1 rRNA gene is annotated in these 545 nt (G+C 50.1%); it reads left to right on the top strand.

Going from position 1 to position 545, the window contains the following annotated elements:
* A 23S ribosomal RNA gene (locus Q1A40_RS22945) occupies positions 1 to 545 on the top strand; the annotation flags it as partial.

Raw genomic sequence — 545 nt, 5'->3', positions numbered from 1 at the left:
AAGGTGATATGAACCGTTATAACCGACGATTTCCGAATGGGGAAACCCAGTGCAATTCGTTGCACTATCATTGCGTGAATACATAGCGTAATGAAGCGAACCGAGGGAACTGAAACATCTAAGTACCTCGAGGAAAAGAAATCAACCGAGATTCCCCCAGTAGCGGCGAGCGAACGGGGAGCAGCCCAGAGTCTGAATCAGTTTGTGTGTTAGTGGAAGCGTCTGGAAAGTCGCAGGGTACAGGGTGATACTCCCGTACACAAAAGCACACATGCTGTGAACTCGAAGAGTAGGGCGGGACACGTGGTATCCTGTCTGAATATGGGGGGACCATCCTCCAAGGCTAAATACTCCTGACTGACCGATAGTGAACCAGTACCGTGAGGGAAAGGCGAAAAGAACCCCGGCGAGGGGAGTGAAACAGAACCTGAAACCGTGTACGTACAAGCAGTGGGAGCCCCATCACTAAGCCAGTGATGGAAAACACTGACGTTTCTTTTGCTGATAACGGTTAACGACACCGCAGGTGGCGTTCAACATAAAAA

The organism is uncultured Cedecea sp. (genome assembly GCF_947498825.1).
Lineage (GTDB): Bacteria > Pseudomonadota > Gammaproteobacteria > Enterobacterales > Enterobacteriaceae > JGM124.
This window is presented reverse-complemented; position numbering and strand designations above follow the sequence as displayed.